Source organism: Pedococcus aerophilus, from assembly GCF_039532215.1.
In the GTDB taxonomy this organism is placed as follows: domain Bacteria; phylum Actinomycetota; class Actinomycetes; order Actinomycetales; family Dermatophilaceae; genus Pedococcus; species Pedococcus aerophilus.
Genome location: NZ_BAAARN010000001.1, coordinates 230,989 through 247,380, shown reverse-complemented (window position 1 = coordinate 247,380; position 16,392 = coordinate 230,989). Strand labels below are relative to the sequence as shown.

The 16,392-nt window shown below is 71.9% G+C and carries 19 protein-coding genes and 1 tRNA gene; 10 read left to right on the top strand and 10 right to left on the bottom strand.

Annotated features, from left to right (window positions below; all coding sequences use genetic code 11):
• Positions 1-20 precede the first annotated feature (20 nt).
• Genes ABD286_RS01150 through ABD286_RS01140 form a run of 3 tightly spaced genes read right to left on the bottom strand, consistent with a single transcriptional unit; the run spans position 21 to position 2,072 of the window.
• A complete protein-coding gene (locus ABD286_RS01150; protein ID WP_344193200.1) occupies positions 21-788 on the bottom strand; it encodes an SCO1664 family protein in 768 nt (255 codons plus the stop codon).
• Positions 789-826: 38 nt separating this feature from the next.
• The gene (locus ABD286_RS01145) at positions 827-1,363 is read right to left on the bottom strand and encodes a DUF3090 domain-containing protein (RefSeq protein ID WP_344189445.1); all 537 of its coding nucleotides are present in this window, start codon (positions 1,361-1,363) and stop codon (positions 827-829) included.
• Between the two features lie 10 nt (positions 1,364-1,373).
• Positions 1,374-2,072 (bottom strand): MSMEG_4193 family putative phosphomutase, encoded by a 699-nt coding sequence (locus ABD286_RS01140; protein ID WP_344189443.1) that lies wholly within the window; start codon positions 2,070-2,072, stop codon positions 1,374-1,376.
• Between the two features lie 60 nt (positions 2,073-2,132).
• Between ABD286_RS01140 and corA the strand changes: the two genes are divergently transcribed.
• Entirely contained in the window at positions 2,133-3,113 is a 981-nt protein-coding gene (gene corA, locus ABD286_RS01135) for a magnesium/cobalt transporter CorA (protein WP_344189441.1), read from the top strand.
• A 67-nt stretch (positions 3,114-3,180) separates the two neighbouring features.
• Here corA and ABD286_RS01130 read toward each other — a convergent pair whose 3' ends face one another.
• The gene (locus ABD286_RS01130) at positions 3,181-4,038 is read right to left on the bottom strand and encodes an undecaprenyl-diphosphate phosphatase (RefSeq protein WP_344189439.1); all 858 of its coding nucleotides are present in this window, start codon (positions 4,036-4,038) and stop codon (positions 3,181-3,183) included.
• Positions 4,039-4,128: 90 nt separating this feature from the next.
• On the bottom strand, positions 4,129-5,187 hold the full coding sequence (locus ABD286_RS01125; protein WP_344189436.1) for an LLM class F420-dependent oxidoreductase: 1,059 nt from the start codon (positions 5,185-5,187) through the stop codon (positions 4,129-4,131).
• 77 nt (positions 5,188-5,264) lie between these two features.
• On the opposite strand from ABD286_RS01125, the gene ABD286_RS01120 reads away from it, so the two are divergent.
• Positions 5,265-6,203 carry an aldo/keto reductase gene (locus ABD286_RS01120; RefSeq protein ID WP_344189434.1) on the top strand — a complete coding sequence of 313 codons (939 nt, stop codon included), beginning with the start codon at positions 5,265-5,267 and terminating at the stop codon, positions 6,201-6,203.
• A 19-nt stretch (positions 6,204-6,222) separates the two neighbouring features.
• Here the strand turns inward: ABD286_RS01120 and ABD286_RS01115 are convergent, their stop codons facing one another.
• Positions 6,223-6,558: a primosomal protein gene (locus ABD286_RS01115; RefSeq protein WP_344189432.1), complete on the bottom strand. Its 336-nt coding sequence runs from the start codon at positions 6,556-6,558 to the stop codon at positions 6,223-6,225.
• 38 nt (positions 6,559-6,596) lie between these two features.
• Here ABD286_RS01115 and ABD286_RS01110 point away from each other — a divergent pair, with 38 nt between their 5' ends.
• Positions 6,597-6,782, top strand: a complete 186-nt coding sequence (locus ABD286_RS01110) for a DUF5703 family protein (RefSeq protein WP_344189430.1) — start codon at positions 6,597-6,599, stop codon at positions 6,780-6,782.
• Here the strand turns inward: ABD286_RS01110 and ABD286_RS01105 are convergent.
• The 3 genes from ABD286_RS01105 to ABD286_RS01095 all read right to left on the bottom strand — a co-directional run bounded on the left by ABD286_RS01105 (position 6,757) and on the right by ABD286_RS01095 (position 9,469).
• Entirely contained in the window at positions 6,757-7,710 is a 954-nt protein-coding gene (locus tag ABD286_RS01105) for a hypothetical protein (RefSeq protein WP_344189428.1), read from the bottom strand. The two genes, ABD286_RS01110 and ABD286_RS01105, sit on opposite strands and share 26 nt — an antisense overlap.
• Before the next feature lie 133 nt (positions 7,711-7,843).
• Positions 7,844-9,199 carry a M20/M25/M40 family metallo-hydrolase gene (locus tag ABD286_RS01100; RefSeq protein WP_344189426.1) on the bottom strand — a complete coding sequence of 452 codons (1,356 nt, stop codon included), beginning with the start codon at positions 9,197-9,199 and terminating at the stop codon, positions 7,844-7,846.
• A gap of 182 nt (positions 9,200-9,381) precedes the next feature.
• Positions 9,382-9,469, bottom strand: a tRNA-Leu gene (locus tag ABD286_RS01095).
• Between the two features lie 301 nt (positions 9,470-9,770).
• Between ABD286_RS01095 and ABD286_RS01090 the strand changes: the two genes are divergently transcribed.
• The 3 genes from ABD286_RS01090 to ABD286_RS01080 all read left to right on the top strand — a co-directional run bounded on the left by ABD286_RS01090 (position 9,771) and on the right by ABD286_RS01080 (position 12,868).
• Positions 9,771-9,956, top strand: coding sequence for a hypothetical protein (locus ABD286_RS01090; protein WP_344189424.1), 186 nt, complete (start codon positions 9,771-9,773; stop codon positions 9,954-9,956).
• 138 nt (positions 9,957-10,094) lie between these two features.
• On the top strand, positions 10,095-11,213 hold the full coding sequence (gene ald / locus ABD286_RS01085) for an alanine dehydrogenase (protein WP_344189421.1): 1,119 nt from the start codon (positions 10,095-10,097) through the stop codon (positions 11,211-11,213).
• Positions 11,214-11,335: 122 nt separating this feature from the next.
• The gene (locus tag ABD286_RS01080) at positions 11,336-12,868 is read left to right on the top strand and encodes an ATP-dependent DNA ligase (protein ID WP_344189419.1); all 1,533 of its coding nucleotides are present in this window, start codon (positions 11,336-11,338) and stop codon (positions 12,866-12,868) included.
• A 35-nt stretch (positions 12,869-12,903) separates the two neighbouring features.
• Here ABD286_RS01080 and ABD286_RS01075 read toward each other — a convergent pair whose 3' ends face one another.
• A complete protein-coding gene (locus ABD286_RS01075) occupies positions 12,904-13,368 on the bottom strand; it encodes a peroxiredoxin (protein WP_344189417.1) in 465 nt (154 codons plus the stop codon).
• Between the two features lie 129 nt (positions 13,369-13,497).
• Here ABD286_RS01075 and ABD286_RS01070 point away from each other — a divergent pair, with 129 nt between their 5' ends.
• From ABD286_RS01070 to ABD286_RS01055, 4 genes are read left to right on the top strand one after another with little or no spacing between them, the layout of a single operon-like run.
• Positions 13,498-13,938, top strand: a complete 441-nt coding sequence (locus ABD286_RS01070; protein WP_344189415.1) for a MarR family winged helix-turn-helix transcriptional regulator — start codon at positions 13,498-13,500, stop codon at positions 13,936-13,938.
• A gap of 16 nt (positions 13,939-13,954) precedes the next feature.
• Entirely contained in the window at positions 13,955-15,178 is a 1,224-nt protein-coding gene (locus tag ABD286_RS01065) for an MFS transporter (protein ID WP_344189413.1), read from the top strand.
• A 35-nt stretch (positions 15,179-15,213) separates the two neighbouring features.
• Positions 15,214-15,981 carry a HipA family kinase gene (locus ABD286_RS01060; RefSeq protein WP_344189411.1) on the top strand — a complete coding sequence of 256 codons (768 nt, stop codon included), beginning with the start codon at positions 15,214-15,216 and terminating at the stop codon, positions 15,979-15,981.
• Positions 15,978-16,367 carry a DUF3037 domain-containing protein gene (locus ABD286_RS01055; protein ID WP_344189409.1) on the top strand — a complete coding sequence of 130 codons (390 nt, stop codon included), beginning with the start codon at positions 15,978-15,980 and terminating at the stop codon, positions 16,365-16,367. The genes ABD286_RS01060 and ABD286_RS01055 overlap by 4 nt, the downstream gene beginning before the upstream one ends.
• The last annotated feature ends 25 nt before the right edge of the window (positions 16,368-16,392 follow it).

The window sequence follows — 16,392 nt, the reverse complement described above, 5'->3', positions numbered from 1 at the left end:
CGGAACTCTACGATGACCGCTCACAGCGGCGGCCACGGGATGGCCGGCCACTGCCCGGACGGCACCGGGTATGCCGCGCGGTCGAGCAGTCGTCGACCCCTCCCCAGGAGGGCTGCGACCTCGTTGATGGTCAGGAGCGCGTCGAGGTCGGCCCGCAGCGCGGAGTCCTCGTCCTCGACAAGGGCGCAGACGGTCGCGATGCGGGAGAGCTCGACCTCCGGGAGCGGGTCGCCGGCGAAGCCCCAGAGCACGGTGCGCAGCTTGGGCTCGACGTGCAGGCTGACCCCGTGGTCGAAGCCCCGCAGCCGCCCGCCGTCGCGGACGAGGTGCGAGCCCTTGCGGTCGGAGTTGTTGATCAGTGCGTCGAAGGCAGCGACCGAGCGGGCCGACTCGGAGTCCTCGTGGACGACGACGACCGGCTGGCCCAGCTCGTTCTCACCACGCAGCACGGGCAGCCACCCCTGCGGAACCTCTTTCGGGGCAACGAGATCCACGGGGTGCTCCGGCTCCTCGCCCGGGTCGCCCACCCACTGCTGCACCGAGCCCAGGCCGTTCGGCCCGGACCGCAGCACCGTCGGGGGCACGACGTCCCAGCCACCTGCGGCGCTGATGAGGTAGCAGGCGACCTCGCGCCCGGCGAGCGTGCCGTCAGGGAAGTCCCACAGCGGCCGCTCCCCCTGGACCGGCTTGTAGATGGCCCACGGTCCGTCGACCCCCACCCGCACCAGGACGGCGAAGTTGGAGGCGTCCGACAGCCGACCGACGACCTCGAGGTCCTCCCGGGACAGGACGTCGAGGAGTGCCGCGTCAGCGGACTGGCTCGGGCTCAGCGCTTGTAGCCGTTCGCGCGAGGACAGATGTGGCCCTCGGTCTCCAGCGGCCCACCGCAGAACGGGCAGGGCGGACGGCCGGCGGCGACGATGGACTGGGCCCGACGCGCGAACGCCCGTGCCCGGGCCGGGGTCAGGACGACGCGGATCTGGCGCGGCTCGGAGGCGAGCACCTCCGGGTCGCCTGCCTCCGGCTCGTCGGGGTCCCGGTCGAGCGCCTCGATGACGACGACCCGGCGGTCCTCGTCCCACGCCAGGGCGAGGGTGTTGACGCGGAAGTCGTCCTCGATCGGGGTGTCCAGCGGAGCATTGTCGACGACCTCGGCCGCGGCGTGGTCGCCGCCACTGCCACCGGCATAGCTGTCGAGCAGGTCGTTGATCCGCGTCGCGAGGACGAGGACCTGCTCCTTCTCGAGGGACACGCTGCTGATGCGGCGCCCCTCGCTGGCCTGGAGGAAGAAGGTCCGCTGGCCGGGGGGTCCGACGGTCCCGGCGACGAACCGGTCCGGCGGGTCGAACTCGAGCAGCGACATGGACAAAACTCTAACCGGCTCCCCCACCGACCTGCGCATCACCCGTCGGCGGGGCGTCGGGGGCGGGGACGAAGCGCGTGAGGTCGGGCGTGGTCTCGTTGGCCGCGAGGAGGAAGGTGTGGCGGCCGCCGTACCGGATCGCGGAGACCGAGGCCGGGTCGGCGGTGTAGCGCTGGAAGTGGCCCAGGCCCGAGCCGGTGGCGTCGGCGAGCAGCGCCTTGACGAGGTCCCCGTGGGACAGCGCCACCCAGACGGCCTTGTCGCCGTGCTCGGCCGCGACCTCCGCGTCGATGCGGCGCACCGCGGCCACCACCCGGTCGCTCATCTCCTGCAGGCTCTCGGCCGCATACGTCTCGTGGTCGGGGAAGCGCGCCGCGGTGGGCTCGTCCTGCACCGTCGACCACAGCGGCTCCTTGGCGAGCTCGGCGAGCTTGCGACCGCTCCATGCGCCGTACGCGCACTCCTGGAGGTCGTCCTCGACCTGCACCGGCACCCCCACGACCTCTGCGAGCGGGGCCGCCGTCTCCAGGCAGCGCTCCAGCGGACTGCTCACGACACGGACGACGGACACGTCCGCGAACCGCTCCCCGAGCCGTTGCGCCTGCTCGCGGCCGCGGTCGGTGAGGTGGATGCCGGGCAGCCGTCCGGCGAGGATCCCCTCGCCGTTCGCGCTGGAGTGGCCGTGGCGGACGAGCAGCAGGGTGGGCACCCGGGAACTCTACGTCCGACCTGCTCGCACCGTGCGCACGGACGTGGTGGAGTAGCCCCCGTGATCGTCGACCAAGCCATCTACCGCCACGGCGTCCGTCAGCAGTGCGGCGACCTCAGCGACGCCCTGGACGCCCTGCGCACCGGGGACGACCCGCACGCCTTCCTCTGGATCGGGCTCAAGGACCCGACCGACGCCGAGTTCGAGCTCGTCAACGACGAGCTCAAGCTGCACCCCCTCGCGGTCGAGGACGCCGTCAAGGGCAACCAGCGCGCCAAGGTCGAGCTCTACGACAACACGATCTTCGTGGTGCTCAAGACCCTGCGCTACGTCGAGGCCACGAGCGACGTGGAGACCGGCGAGGTGATGCTCTTCGTCGGCGACCGCTTCGTCGTCACGGTCCGGTACGGCGAGCTCAGCCCCCTGGCGACCGTGCGCAAGCGTCTCGAGGCCAAGCCGGAGATGCTGCGGCACGGAGAGATCTCCGTGCTGCACGCCGTCATGGACGCGATCGTCGACAACTACGTCGAGATCGACGCCGAGCTGCAGACCGACCTCGAGCAGATCGAGGCTGCCGTGTTCGGAGGGCGAGGACACGCCGACTCAGAGCAGATCTACAGCCTCAAGCGCGAGGTCGTCGAGTTCCGCCGGGCGGCGACGCCGCTCGCCGCCCCGCTCAACATGCTCCATGACGGGTCGCGCAGCCCGGTCCCCGTCAAGGAGATGCGGCTGCTGTTCCGGGACGTCGCCGACCACCTGCTGCGCGTCATCGACCACGTCGAGTCGTACGACCGCCTGCTCACCGACGTGCTCAACGCCCACCTCGCGCAGATCACCGTCCAGCAGAACAGCGACATGCGCAAGATCTCGGCCTGGGTCGCGATCGCCGCGGTGCCCACGATGATCGCCGGCATCTACGGCATGAACTTCGAGAACATGCCCGAGCTCAAGTGGCAGTACGGCTACTTCGCCGTGCTGGCCGTCATGGCCGGGGTCTGCTCCCTGCTGTATCGGGCGTTCCGCCGCTCCGGCTGGCTCTGACGACGAGGGACGGGCCGGGTCACCCCACCCCGCCCCTCGGGTCCCTCGGGTCCCTCAGGTCGCTGACTCAGCTCGCGCTCATCCAGCCGGCCGAGAGCACGACGAGCAGGACGATGCCGAGGACGACGCGGTACCAGACGAAGGCCGTGATCTTGTTGGTGCTGACGAACTTCAGCAGCCACGCGATCGAGGCGTAGGCGACGGCGAACGAGACGACGACCCCGACGGCCATCTGGCCGACGCCGAGCAGCCTCAGGTGGTCGGTCTCGCTGACCATCTCGAACAAGCCCGCCGCGGTGAGCGCAGGGATGGCCATGAAGAACGACAGCCGCGTCGCGGTGAGGCGGTCGATCCCGCGGAACAGACCGGCCGAGATCGTCGCACCCGAACGCGAGACACCGGGGACCAGGGAGGCGCACTGCACGAGACCGATGATCAGCCCGTCCTTGAGCGTGACCTCACCCTCGCCGCGCTCCTCGCCCCGCTTGGCCAGCGCTGCGTGCCGGGTCTCCGCGAGGTACATCACCGCGCTCCACAGGATGAGGGCCCCGGCCACGACCCAGAGGCTGCGCAGCGGACCGCCGATGAGGTCCTTGGCGGCGAAGCCGACGATGCCCACCGGGATCGAGCCGACGATGACCGCCCAGGCGAGCTGGTAGTCGTGGTGGGCGCGCGCCTCGGCGCTGCGCAGGCCGTCGGCCCAGGCCATGAGCAGGCGGACGATGTCCTTGCGGAAGTAGAGCAGCGTCGCGAGGATCGCCCCGAGCTGGATGACGGCCGTGTAGGCGGTGACACCGGGATCGTCGATCGGGAGGCCGAGCAGTTTCTCGGTGATCGTCAGGTGTCCGGTCGAGGAGACGGGGAGGAACTCGGTGAGTCCTTCGACGATGCCGAGGATGACGGCGTCGAGGTAGCTGAGGGTCACAGATCTGCTCTTTCGAGGGCGGGGACGAGGACGGCGGCATTCGCGGGGCGGGACGACAGGGGTCGTCGTCCGCGGTGCCGGGCGTCGGGGTCAGGCCCCAGTCTCTCCCATCACCTCGGCCATGGTCCGCACGACATGCAGCCGGGCGTCGAGGCCACCGGCGAAGGGGGCGACCGACAGCGTGCCCACGCCCGCGGCGGCATACCGGCCGATGCGCTCGGCGATGCGCTCCCGCGGGCCGATGAGCGAGGTGGCGTCGATGAACTCGAACGGCACGGCCGCCGCCGCGTCGCGGTGCTGCTTGGCCAGGTAGAGGTCCTGCACCTTCGCCGCGGCGTCCTCGAACCCCATGCGGCAGGCGAGCTGGTTGTAGAAGTTCTGCTCCCGGGACCCCATGCCGCCGATGTAGAGCGCGGCGTACGGGCGGATCGCGTCGGCGGCGGCCTCGACGTCGTCGGCCACGACCACGGGGACCGACGGCGCGATGTCGAAGCCCTCCAACGGGTTCTCCTCGGTGCCCCGCCCCGCGCGTCGGCGGCCGGCGGCCACGCTGGCGACCTGGTCCCCCGAGTGCTCCGGGCTGAAGAAGATCGCGTGCCAGCCGTCGGCGACCTCACCGGCGAGCTCGAGGTTCTTCGGCCCGACGGCAGCGAGGTAGATCGGCAGGTCCGGGCGTGGCGGGTGGATGGTGAGCTTGAGGGCCTTGCCGGGGCCGTCGGGCAGCGGCAGCGTGAAGTGCTTGCCGGAGTAGGCCACCGTCTCGCGGCGCAGCGCCATCCGGACGATGTCGACGTACTCGCGGGTGCGGCCCAGTGGGGCGGCGAACGGCACCCCGTGCCAGCCCTCGCTCACCTGTGGTCCGCTGACGCCGAGGCCCAGCCGGAACCGACCACCCGAGAGGGTGTCGAGCGTCGCGGCGGTCATCGCCGTCATGGCGGGGGTGCGCGCCGGGATCTGCATGACCGCCGCGCCGAGGTGGATCTGCTCGGTGAGCGCCCCGATCCAGGACAGCACCGTCGGGACGTCCGAGCCGTAGGCCTCTGCCACCCAGGCGACGGCGTAGCCGAGGCGGTCGGCCTCCTGCGCCACAGCGACGTTGTCCTGGTCCATGCCCATGCCGAAGTAGCCGAGGTTCACACCGAGTTCCATGGGCCGAGGCTATCGGCGGGTCCGGCCGCGCGTGCCGAGGCGGGCCGTCCCGACTGCTGCGACTACGGTGAGGAACCATGCGCCAGCGACGAATGGGGACCTCCGGCCTGTCGGTGTCACGGCTCGCCCTGGGGACGATGACCTGGGGTCGGACCACCGACGTGGAGGGCGCCCGCGACCAGCTCCGGATGTTCCTCGATGCCGGCGGCAACTTCGTGGACACCGCCCACGGCTACTCCGACGGCGCCTCCGAGGAGATCATCGGCCGCCTGCTGGACGACGGCGTGGACCGCGAGGACGTGGTCATCTGCACCAAGTCGGGCATCTCGCGCCGCTCGGGCCAGCGGGTCGTCGACACCTCGCGCCACAGCCTCCTGCGCCAGCTGGACACCTCGCTGGAACGCCTCGGCACCGACCACGTCGACCTCTGGCTCGTCCACACCTGGTCGGACGAGTCGCCGCTGGCCGAGACGCTCTCGGCGCTCGAGTGGGCTGTCGCCACCGGTCGGGCGAGGTACGTCGGGGTCTCCAACTTCAGCGGGTGGCAGAGCGCGCGGGCGTTCTCGCTGCTTGAGCAGTCGCGAGTTCCGTTGGTGGCCAACGAGGTCGAGTACTCCCTCGTGCACCGACACCCGGAGCCCGACCTGCTCGACGCGGCGCAGGCGCTGGGCTTCGGGATCCTGCCCTGGTCGCCGCTGGGGCGCGGCGTGCTCACCGGCAAGTACCGTCACGGCGTCCCGGCCGACTCCCGCGCCGCATCGCGGGACTTCCCGCGGTTCACGGCCCGCTACCTCGACGACCGCAGCACCGCCGTCGTCGAGGCGCTGGCCATCGCCGCCAGGGGGCTGGAGGTCAGCGCCGCCGAGGTCGCCCTGGCCTGGGTGCGAGACCGCCCGGGTGTGGTGAGCCCGGTCGTCGGGGCCCGCACCACCGCGCAGCTGCGCACGTCCCTGGCCAGTGAGGACCTCGAGCTGCCGGCCGAGCTCGTGGCCGCGCTCGACGAGGTGTCCGACTGACGGCTGGGGTCAGCACGCCTCAGCGGCGGTCGTCGGCCTCGTCGTCGTCATCCGTGTCGTCGTCGTAGTCGGCGTCGTCGAGGCCCGAGTAGACCGCCCCGTCGCCGTCCTCGTCGGAGTGGTCGTCCAGCTCTTCGTCGTCGTCCTCGTCGTCACCGTCGTAGATGTCCAGGGGCGTCATCTCGCCGTAGGCCTGGAGGAGGGCGTCGTCGTAGGAGGCGAAGGCGTCGGCGAGGTCGTCGTACGACGCGATGACCGTGGGGTCGTCCTCCCCGCGCTTGGAGGCCGAGGCCTCGAGGTGCCGCTCGAAAGCGGCCACGAGGTCGGCCAGCGCGCCACGCGGGTCTGCGGTCATGTGCCGACCGTAGCGGGTTCTGGGTGACAATGGCGTCGATGGTTGAGTACGAGTACCGCGTGGTGAGCTTCACGCGAGGAGATTCCCGGTCCGACATCCGACGCGCCCTGGTGGAGCACGCCGAGTACGGCCACTGGGAGCTGCACCGAACCCGGATCTACCTCGGCGGGGTCCAGCGGACCTGGCTGCGCCGCAAGATCATCCGCGTCCCTCGTCAGTACTGAACGCGGCCCGGGCGCGTCGCGTCAGCAGGACGCCGAGCCACAGAAGCCCCGCGCCGACCATGGCCAGCGGCACCGAGTCGCTGCCGGTGAAGGCCAGCCCGGCGGGCAGCGCCGAGGCCTGTGCCGGGCGGGAGCTCGCCGCCGGTCGACCGGGGTCCGCTTCCGTCGGTGCGTCGGCCGTGGGCGGCGCGGTGGCCTCTCGGGGGCACGGGACGACCAGGCGGTCGAGGGGGACGCCGGCCTTGGTCAGCTCGGTGATCAGATCGCGGTCGAGCACCACCAGGGTCGTCTGCACCGGGACCACCTGACGCGTCACGCGCACGCAGGCGCCGAGCAGGCCCTTGATGGCGGCGTCGACCGACAGCACGTGGTCGCCGGCGGGGACCGCACCCCTCGGGCAGCGGGCGAGGGCCTGGGGGAACTGCTTGACCAGTGGTGAGGAGAGGTCGACCCCGGCCGCCTCGAGGTCCACCTCGACCGCGGGCGAGGACGTCCCCGTGGGGATGAGGCAGACCGTCGCCGCCGGCGAGTCGACAACGGCGCCGTTGCCGGTGCCCGGTGCCGGCGATGCGCCCGATCCCGGTCGGGGGGACGTCGTGGAGCTGGACGGGGTGCCGCCCGCGTTCCCGGGCCGGGCGGTGCCGGTGGACGACGGGCCGCTGGTCGCGGTCGTGGACCCGGCGCCCGTGGGCAGTGTGCCCGTGGGCAGCCGCGTCGTGGGCACCGTGGTCGGGGCGCTGGGGACGGGCAGGCCCAACCCGCCCGTGGCCCCCTTGACGGCCGACGTGGCACTGCCGACGGCAGTGCTCACGGGCTCGGGCAGGCCGCCGGCGTGCGACATCGGGGCCGTCAGCGCGGCGAGGGTGGCAGCCACCCCGAGCGCGGCGACCGAGCGCAGGGCGAGCAGGTGGGGGCGACGCCGGGTCATGGTGGCTCCTTTGCCGGACAAGCGGGGTCTGTATCCGGTCAAACGAGACACGCGCGCGAAGGCTACGGGTGAGTAGGAAACCCGTGACCGAGGTCGGTATGGCGCGGGGCCGGGCCCCGCGCCATACCGAACCTCAGCAGGTCGCGATGAAGCGCTGGAGCACCTTGGCGCCGAACTCCAGGGCCGACACCGGCACCCGCTCGTCGATGCCGTGGAACATCGGGGCGAAGTCGAGGTCCGCGGGGAGCTGGAGCGGCGCGAAGCCGTAGCCGGTGATGCCGAGGGTGCTCAGGGCCTTGTTGTCGGTGCCGCCGGAGAGGCAGTACGGCAGGACCTGGGCGCCGGGGTCCTCGGCGAGCAGGGCCGCGGTCATCGCGTCGACCAGGGCACCCTCGAACGGCGAGTCCAGCGCGATGTCGCGGTGGACGACCTGCACCTCGACCTTGTCGCCCGCGAGCTCACGGATCGTGGCGAGCAGGTCCTCGTCGTGGCCCGGCAGGAAGCGGCAGTCCAGCGCCGCGCTGGCGCCCTGCGGGATGACGTTGTGCTTGTAGCCGGCCTCGGTCATCGTGAAGTTCGCGGTGTCCTGGAGCGTCCCGCGCACGAAGCCCTGCGCGCCCCCGAGGTGGTCGAGGAGCTCGTCGAGGTCCTCGTCGGAGTAGCTCGTGCCGGTGAGGTCGCTGAGCCCGTCGAGGAGCTCGCGGACCGAGGCGATGTACTCGCGCGGCCACTTGTGGGCGTTGATCCGGCTGATGGCCTCGGCCAGGTGGACGATCGCGTTGTCGGGGTTCGGCACCGAGCCATGGCCGGCGCGCCCGGTGGCGACGAGGCGCAGCCAGAGGATGCCCTTCTCGGCGGTCTGCACGAGGTAGGCGCGGGTCTGCTCGCCGTCCTTGGTCGGGACGGTGACGCTGTAGCCGCCGACCTCGCTGACCGCCTCGGTGACGCCGTCGAACAGCTCGGGACGGGTCTTGACGACGTGGTGCGAGCCCTTGACTCCCCCGGCCTCCTCGTCGGCGAAGAAGGCGAACACCACGTCGCGCGGCGGCTTGGCGCCACGTCGGGCGAGGTCGCGGATGTTGGCCAGGATCATGGCGTCCATGTCCTTCATGTCGACGGCGCCGCGACCCCAGACGCAGCCGTCACGCAGCTCGGCGCTCAGCGGGTCGACCTGCCAGTCGGCCGCGTTCGCCGGCACGACGTCGAGGTGGCCGTGGATGCACAGGGCGGGCCGGTCCCGGTCCCGCCCCTCGACCCGGACGATGACGCTGACCCGGCCGGGGTCGCTCTCGACGACCGTGGGCTCGAGGCCGACCTCGCGCAGCTGCGCGACGACGTACTCCGCCGCCTCCCGCTCCCCCGGGCCGCTGCCGTCGCCGTAGTTCGTGGAGTCGATCCGGATGAGGTCCCGGCAGATCCGCACGACCTCGTCGACCGGACCTTCGACGGGGCCGTCGACGGAAGGGGCAGGGCTGGTGGCATCGCTCATGCCGTCCACCCTAGGCGCGTCGGGGAAACGAAGAGGACCCCCACGTCTGTGGGGGTCCTCTTCGCATTGGTGTCCGGAGGGGGAGCCGCCCGTCCTCGCTCCGCTGCGGCGGGCTCCCAAGTCCACCTGCTGGCTTCAATGCGAAGAGGACCCCCGGTGAAGCATGGGGGTCCTCTTCGCATTGGTGTCCGGAGGGGGACTTGAACCCCCACGCCCGATAAAGGGCACTAGCACCTCAAGCTAGCGCGTCTGCCATTCCGCCACCCGGACAAGGTGTTTCACATGCCCTCCAGAGGAGCGCCTGCTGCGACCCGGAACGATACACGTCAGCGGGCACAACTCCCAAACCGCCTCGGTGCCAAGGGAAAACCACCCCGTCAGGACGTCGCCGGACGACCCCGATGGACCTCTCCACGCCCCCGTCCCGGACACCCGACGGTCCGTGCGGTGACGAGGGGTGGCGACAACGCCCCATACCCGTCTCGTCCGTTCGGCCGGGATGCCTCGTGAGGGTGGCCGACCTGCGGCGCGGCGCCCGGTGGGCGTGCTCGCCCAGTCCTACCTTCGAGAGATGAACAGCCGCACGGCCCACCGGTCCTCAGCCCTCCACCATCCTCGCGTCCAGCGCTCCAGCCTCGGTGGCTGGGTCTGGATGTGCTCCTGCGGCGGCGCGTCCTGCCGCACGAGCCGCGAGGCCACCCCGTGGCGGGTCGCCCTGATCGGTGCGCTCAACCACTCCTCCGCAGTCGCCCCCTGAGTCGACCGCTCCCCCGCCCCGGCCCGGTGCCGAGGCGCCCGCCGCGCTCCCCTGAGCACGGTCCTCTGCGTCGAGGTTGGCAGCACGCGCCATCTCCGCCATTGTTCGAGGACCACGCCTAGCCCTGAGGAGCGCCACATGAAGGTCGGGATCCCCCGCGAGGTCAAGAACAACGAGTACCGCGTCGCCATCACGCCGTCGGGGGTGCACGAGCTCGTCGTCCACGGCCACGAGGTGTACGTCGAGAAGGACGCCGGTGTCGGCTCCTCCATCCTCGACGAGGACTACGTCGCCGCCGGGGCGACGATCCTCGACACCGCCGACGACGTCTGGGGCACCGGTGACCTGATCCTCAAGGTCAAGGAGCCGATCGAGGCGGAGTACCACCGCATGCGCGAGGGCCAGACCCTCTTCACCTACCTCCACCTCGCCGCCGACCGCCCCCTCACGGAGGAGCTGGTCAAGCGCAAGGTGACCGGCATCGCCTACGAGACCGTCGAGCTGCCCGACCGCTCCCTGCCGCTGCTCGCGCCCATGTCCGAGGTCGCAGGCCGGCTCGCGCCCCAGGTCGGGGCCCACACCCTGATGCGCGCCCAGGGCGGCCGCGGCGTCCTCATGGGTGGCGTGAGCGGGGTGTATGCCGCGAAGGTGGTCGTCATCGGCGCCGGGGTCTCCGGCATGAACGCCGCCGCCATCGCGCTGGGCATGCAGGCCGAGGTCCTCCTGCTCGACCGCGACATCAGCAAGCTGCGCCACGCGGACGCGATCTACCAGGGCCACTGCCAGACCGTCGCCTCCAACGCCTACGAGGTGGAGCGGGCGATCGCCGACGCCGACCTCGTCATCGGCGCGGTCCTCGTCCCCGGCGCCAAGGCGCCCAAGCTCGTCACCAACGAGCAGGTCTCGCGGATGAAGCCGGGCTCGGTGCTCGTCGACATCTCCATCGACCAGGGCGGCTGCTTCGAGGACTCCCGTCCGACGACCCACGCCGACCCCACCTACGAGGTCCACAACTCGGTCTTCTACTGCGTCGCGAACATGCCGGGGGCGGTGCCGCACACCAGCACCTACGCGCTCACCAACGTGACCCTGCCGTATGCCGTGCAGCTCGCCAACCAGGGGTGGCGCTCGGCCCTGGGTGCCAACCGTCCGCTCGCGCTCGGCCTCAACACCCACGACGGGCACGTCACCTACGCCCCCGTGGCCGAGGCACACGGTTTCGACTCCGTCGACCTCGCGGACGTGCTCGCCGGCTGAGCACCGCTGCGTCGCACCGACCGCGCCCCGTCGAGCTCCTCGGCGGGGCGCGGTCGGCGCTCGGCCTGGTCGTCGGGGCGGTCGTCGGGGCGGTTGTCGGCACCGGCGGCTAGGTTCGGAGCGTGCTCCTCGCCGATGTCGTCGCCGCGTCCCACACGGCGTCCGCGACCCGTTCCCGCCTCGCCAAGACCGCCGCCGTCGCCGACGCGCTGCGGTCCGCCGGCCCCGACGACGCGGCGACGGTCGCCGCCTACCTCTCCGGGGTCCTGCCGCAACGGCGCATCGGGGTGAGCTGGCGCGGGCTGTCCACCCTGCCCGAGCCCGCGGCCGAGCCGTCGGTGACGGTGGCCGAGGTGGACGAGGCGCTCACGACCATCGGCCACATCGGCGGCGCCGGCTCGGGCGCCACCCGGGCGGCGGCGGTGGTGGAACTGTTTGAGCGGCTGACCGCCGACGAGCAGGTCTACCTGCGGGCCCTGGTCACCGGCCAGGTGCGTCAGGGGGCGCTCGACGGCGTCATGCTGGCCGCCATCGCCTCGGCGTCCGAGGTCCCCGAGGCCGAGGTCCGTCGCGCGGTGATGCTCGCCGGCCACACCGGGCCCGTCGCGGCAGCTGCCCTCGCCGGCGGCAGTGCGGCGCTGGCCGAGATCGGGCTGGAGGTCGGTCGCCCGGTGCGGCCCATGCTGGCCGCGTCCGCCCCCGACGTCGAGGCGGCCTGGGAGCAGGTCGCCCCCGGCGACGGGAGTGCCTTCGTCGACGGCAAGCTCGACGGCATCCGCCTGCAGGCCCATCGCGACGGCGACGAGGTCCGGCTCTTCACCCGCTCCCTCGACGACATCACCGACCGCCTCCCCGAGGTGGTCGAGGCGGTGCTGGCCCTGCCGGCTCGACGCCTGGTCATCGACGGGGAGGCGATCGCGCTCGACGACGCGGGTCGGCCGAGGCCCTTCCAGGAGACGGCGTCACGCACGATGAGCAGCACCGGCGTCGACGAGCTGCGCGCCGCGGTCCCCGTGACGCCCTACTTCTTCGACCTGCTGCACGTCGACGGCGAGGACCTGCTCGACCTGCCTGCGACCGAGCGTTTCGACCGGCTCGCCGGCCTCGTCCCCGAGCCGTGGCAGGTGCCGCGAACGCTGGCGCCGTCGGCGAGCGAGGCCGCCGAGTTCTTCCACCGCCTGGTCGCCGAGGGGCACGAGGGCGTCGTCGTGAAGACGCCGTCAGCCCCGTATGCAGCCGGGCGCCGTGGTGCGGGCTGGGTCAAGGTCAAGCCCCGGCACACCCTCGACCTCGTCGTGCTGGCCGTCGAGTGGGGCAGCGGCCGTCGCGAGGGGTGGCTGTCCAACATCCACCTGGGTGCCCGCGACCCCGAGACCGGTGGCTTCGTCATGCTGGGCAAGACGTTCAAGGGGATGACCGACGAGGTCCTCACCTGGCAGACGGCGCGGTTCCTCGAGCTCGAGACCAGCCGCAAGGGCCACGTCGTGCACGTGCGGCCCGAGCAGGTCGTCGAGATCGCCTTCGACGGCATCCAGACGTCGTCGCGCTACCCCGGCGGGATGGCCCTTCGCTTCGCCCGGGTGCTCCGCTACCGCGACGACAAGACCGCCGAAGAGGCTGACACCGTCGCCACGGTGCGGTCCCTGCGTGGCTGAGGCCAGGGACCGCACCGGCTCCGGAGGGTCTGGCGTCAGCGCTTGACGGGCGCGCCGAGGACCTGCAGGGCGGTGTCCGCGTGCTTGTCCATGCTCCACTCGGACTCGATGACCTCGATGATCCGGCGGTCGGGGGCGATGACGAAGGTCGCCCGCTTCACCGGGGTGATGTACTTCCGGCGCACCCCGAAGGCGGTGGCGACGGCACCGTCCGCGTCGGACAGCAGTGGCATGCCGAGCGACTCCTTGCCGTCGAACTGCGCCTGGGCGTCGACCGTGTCCATGCTGATGCCGACGGGCTGGGCACCGGCCGCCGCAAACTCCGCCTTGAGGTTGCGGAAGTGGCAGGCCTCCTTGGTGCAGCCACCGCTGAGCGCCGCCGGGTAGAAGAAGAGGACGACGCTCCCCTCCGCGAGCAGGCTGGTCAGACTGCGCTGGGTGCCGGTCTGGTCGGGAAGGTCGAACTCCGGGGCGAGCTCTCCGATGCGAAGTGACTTCAAGGGGTGCCTCCTGCTGCGGTCGGTGGTCCGGGCACAGGAGCAGTGGGAGCCCTGCGCGTCCTGGGCGTCATTCGCGGTGGTCCCCACCCCGGATTGGATTACATAGGTCACCTATGTAAAGTGGGAGGCATGAACCCCCGGGAGACGGTCGCCAACGACCTGCTGCGTTCGGCGGCCCGGCTGTCTCGTTGGGCGTCGCGACTCGCCGCCTTCGACGTCTCCTACGCCCAGGCCCGGCTGCTCGCTCTCCTCGACGAGCTGGGCCCTGCCCGCGTGAGTGCGCTCGCCGAGGCCGACCACTGCAGCCAGCCGACGATGTCCACAGCCCTGCAGCGCCTGGAGTCCCAGGGCTGGGCGCAGCGGGTCCCCGACCCGCACGACGCCCGCGCGAGCCTGCTGTCCCTGACCCCAGCAGGACGCGACGCGCTCGAGGAGATCCGTCGGGCCCGCGCCGCTGTCCTCTCCCCCACGCTCACCACGCTGGACGACGCCGAGGTCGCGCGACTGCGCGACGCCGTCGCCGCCCTGGACGACCTGCTGCACCGGGCCGCCCGCACCATCCCCAACTGAAAGGACGTCTCGCTCCATGTGGCGCCAACCCAGGACCGTCTGGTCCGTCGCCTTCGCCTGTGTCATCGCGTTCATGGGCATCGGCCTCGTCGATCCCATCCTCAAGCCCATCGCCGACGACCTCGGGGCGAGTGCCTCCCAGGTCTCCCTGCTGTTCACGAGCTACATGGCCGTGATGGGGGTCGCCATGCTCGGCACCGGCTGGGTCTCCAGCCGCGTCGGTGCCAAGCGCACCCTGCTCGTCGGCCTGCTCGTCATCATCGTGGGTGCGGGCCTCGCCGGGGCGCAGGACTCCGTCGGCGGCATCGTCGCCTTCCGCGCCGTCTGGGGACTGGGCAACGCGCTGTTCATCGCCACCGCGCTGGCCACGATCGTCAGCGCCGCTCGTGGGTCCGTCGGCCAGGCGATCATCTTGTACGAAGCCGCGCTGGGTGTCGGGATCGCGACCGGGCCGCTGCTGGGTGGCTGGCTCGGCGAGCACTCGTGGCGCTGGCCCTTCTGGGGTGTCTCCGCGCTCATGGCCGTCGCCTTCATCGGCATCGTCACGACCCTTCCCGCGACGAAGCCGACCGGTCGGGGCACCAGCCTCGCCGCGCCGCTCAAGGCCCTGTCGCACCGCGGGCTGCTGACCGTCGGCATCACCGCCCTGCTCTACAACTTCGGCTTCTTCACGCTCCTCGCCTTCACGCCGTTCCCGCTGGCCATGGGTGCCCACGAGGTCGGCCTGATCTTCTTCGGCTGGGGAGTCCTGCTGGCCTTCACGTCGGTGGTCGTCGCACCCCGGCTGCAGCGCAGGTTCGGCACCCTTCCCGGCATCGTCGGCGCCCTCGTCGGGTTCGCGATCGTGTTGGCAGCCATGGCGATCGGCACGGAGCACAAGCCGGTCCTCGTCGTCGGCGTCATCGTCGCGGGAGCGTTCCTCGGCATCAACAACACGCTCATCACCGAGACCGTCATGAAGGTCTCGCCGGTCGAGCGCGGTGTCGCCTCGGCGGCCTACAGCTTCGTCCGGTTCGGCGGCGGCGCCGTCGCGCCATACCTCGCCGGGAAGCTCGGTGAGCGCTCGGTGCACATCCCCTTCTGGGTGGGCTCCGGTGCCGTGGTGCTGGCCGTCCTCGTCCTGCTCACCGCACGCCGCGAGGTGATGGCGACCGACGAGGTGGCCGGTCACGACTCGGCCGAGAGGACCGTGGAGGAGCGCGACCTCGAGGCCGAGGCCGTCACCGTCGGGGACGCCTGACCCGGCGACCCGCCCCGACCCCTAGGCTGGCGCCCGTGCTCGAACAGATTACGGCGACCCGGTACGTGACCCCCCTCAAGGAGGGCGGGTCACTTCCCGGCATCATCGAGGCCGACGACCTCGGCACCTACGTGCTGAAGTTCCGCGGCGCCGGCCAGGGGCTCAAGGTCCTCGTCGCCGAGGTGCTCGTCGGCGAGCTGGCCCGGGCGCTGGGGCTCGCCGTCCCGCGGCTGACGGTGGTCGACCTCCAGGCCCCGATCGCGAAGTACGAGGCGGACGAAGAGGTCCAGGACCTGCTCACCGCCAGCCTCGGTCTGAACCTCGGCATCGACTTCCTCCCCGGCTCGTTCGGGTACGACGGCTCACGCCCGCCGAGCCCCGAGGTGGCGGCCCAGGTGCTGTGGCTGGACGCCCTCACCGCGAACGTCGACCGCACCTGGAGCAACCCGAACCTGCTGGTCTGGCACCGGGAGCCGTGGCTCATCGACCACGGTGCCGCGCTCTACTTCCACCACGGCTGGCCGAGCCGGGGCGCCAACCCGGAGCGCTTCGCGGCCCAGCCCTTCGACGCGAGCACCCACGTGCTGCGGGACGTCGCCGCCGACCCGGCCGGCGCCCACGAACGGCTGGCCCCGCTGCTGACGCCCGAGCTGCTCGACTCGGTCACCGCCCTCGTCCCCGACGAGTGGCTCGAACCGGCCCCGGGCCTGGACTCCCCCGACGCGCTGCGTGCCGCCTACCGCGAGCACTTCCAGGCCCGCGTCGCCAACCCCTCGGCGTGGCTGCCGGGCGGTGCGTCATGACCGCCCCCACCCGCCACGGGTACCAGTACGTCACCCTGCGTTGCGTCCCCCGCGTCGAGCGCGAGGAGTTCGTCAACGTCGGCGTCATCCTCTACTCCCAGGGCGCGGAGTTCTTGGAGGCCGCCTACCGGGTCGACGAGGCGCGGCTGCGCACCCTGTTCGACGGCGTCGACACCGGCGCCGTCGGCGACGCCCTCGAGACGGTGTGCCAGGTGTGCCGCGGGGTCACCGGCGGCGGGCTGCCCACCCTCGGTGGACTCGGCAGACGCTTCGGCTGGCTCAGCGCCCCGCGCAGCACGGTGGTCCAGCCGGGTCCGATCCACGGCGGGCTGACGGACGACCCCTCCGCCGCCCTGGCCAGCCTCGTGGAGCGCCTCGTCGGCTGAGTGGTCGCTCCAGGTGGGCCGGGTT

Coding starts and splice junctions, on each gene's coding strand:
- ABD286_RS01145 (WP_344189445.1), bottom strand. CDS start 1,363: ATGTCGCTGCTCGAGTTCGACCCGCCGGACCGGTTCGTCGCCGGGACC.
- ABD286_RS01125 (WP_344189436.1), bottom strand. CDS start 5,187: ATGGAACTCGGTGTGAACCTCGGCTACTTCGGCATGGGCATGGACCAG.
- ABD286_RS01120 (WP_344189434.1), top strand. CDS start 5,265: ATGCGCCAGCGACGAATGGGGACCTCCGGCCTGTCGGTGTCACGGCTC.
- ABD286_RS01115 (WP_344189432.1), bottom strand. CDS start 6,558: ATGACCGCAGACCCGCGTGGCGCGCTGGCCGACCTCGTGGCCGCTTTC.
- ABD286_RS01110 (WP_344189430.1), top strand. CDS start 6,597: ATGGTTGAGTACGAGTACCGCGTGGTGAGCTTCACGCGAGGAGATTCC.
- ABD286_RS01105 (WP_344189428.1), bottom strand. CDS start 7,710: ATGACCCGGCGTCGCCCCCACCTGCTCGCCCTGCGCTCGGTCGCCGCG.
- ABD286_RS01100 (WP_344189426.1), bottom strand. CDS start 9,199: ATGAGCGATGCCACCAGCCCTGCCCCTTCCGTCGACGGCCCCGTCGAA.
- ABD286_RS01090 (WP_344189424.1), top strand. CDS start 9,771: ATGAACAGCCGCACGGCCCACCGGTCCTCAGCCCTCCACCATCCTCGC.
- ald (WP_344189421.1), top strand. CDS start 10,095: ATGAAGGTCGGGATCCCCCGCGAGGTCAAGAACAACGAGTACCGCGTC.
- ABD286_RS01070 (WP_344189415.1), top strand. CDS start 13,498: ATGAACCCCCGGGAGACGGTCGCCAACGACCTGCTGCGTTCGGCGGCC.
- ABD286_RS01065 (WP_344189413.1), top strand. CDS start 13,955: ATGTGGCGCCAACCCAGGACCGTCTGGTCCGTCGCCTTCGCCTGTGTC.
- ABD286_RS01055 (WP_344189409.1), top strand. CDS start 15,978: ATGACCGCCCCCACCCGCCACGGGTACCAGTACGTCACCCTGCGTTGC.